Raw genomic sequence first — 637 nt, 5'->3', positions numbered from 1 at the left:
ATCACCAAGGTGGATGCGCCCGACACCTTCGCGCGCCCCATCTACGCCGGCAACGCCATTGCCATCGTGCAAAGCGCCGACCCGGTCAAGGTCATCACGGTGCGCACCACCGGCTTCGACCCGGCGCCCGCCACCGGCGGCAGCGCGGCGGTGGAGACCGTGGCTGCGGTGGCCGACAGTGACAAGAGCAGCTTCGTCAGCCGCGAGCTGACCAAGAGCGACCGCCCCGAGCTGACCGCCGCCAAGATCATCGTGGCGGGCGGCCGCGCGCTGGGCTCGGCCGAGAAGTTCGCGGAAGTGCTCACGCCGCTGGCCGACAAGCTCGGCGCCGCGCTGGGCGCCAGCCGCGCCGCGGTGGACGCGGGTTACGCGCCCAACGACTGGCAGGTGGGGCAGACCGGCAAGATCGTGGCGCCGAGCCTGTACATCGCCTGCGGCATCAGCGGCGCCATCCAGCACCTGGCCGGCATGAAGGACTCCAAGGTCATCGTGGCCATCAACAAGGACCCGGAGGCGCCGATCTTCTCGGTGGCCGACTACAGCCTGGAAGCCGATGTCTTCGAGGCGGTCCCGGCGCTCAGCGCATCGCTGGCCTGAGCCTTTTCGCGTTCAACCCTCAAGGGCCGTGCCGTTGCAG

General features: G+C 69.9%; 1 protein-coding gene. It reads left to right on the top strand.

Annotated features, from left to right (window positions below):
• The coding region (locus tag SM757_RS35005) for an electron transfer flavoprotein subunit alpha/FixB family protein (RefSeq protein WP_322468868.1) at window positions 1–597 on the top strand (597 nt) is incomplete at its 5' end.
• Window positions 598–637: the final 40 nt, after the last annotated feature.

It is taken from the genome of Azohydromonas lata (genome assembly GCF_034427735.1).
Classification (GTDB): Bacteria; Pseudomonadota; Gammaproteobacteria; order Burkholderiales; family Burkholderiaceae_C; genus Azohydromonas; species Azohydromonas lata.
This window is presented reverse-complemented; position numbering and strand designations above follow the sequence as displayed.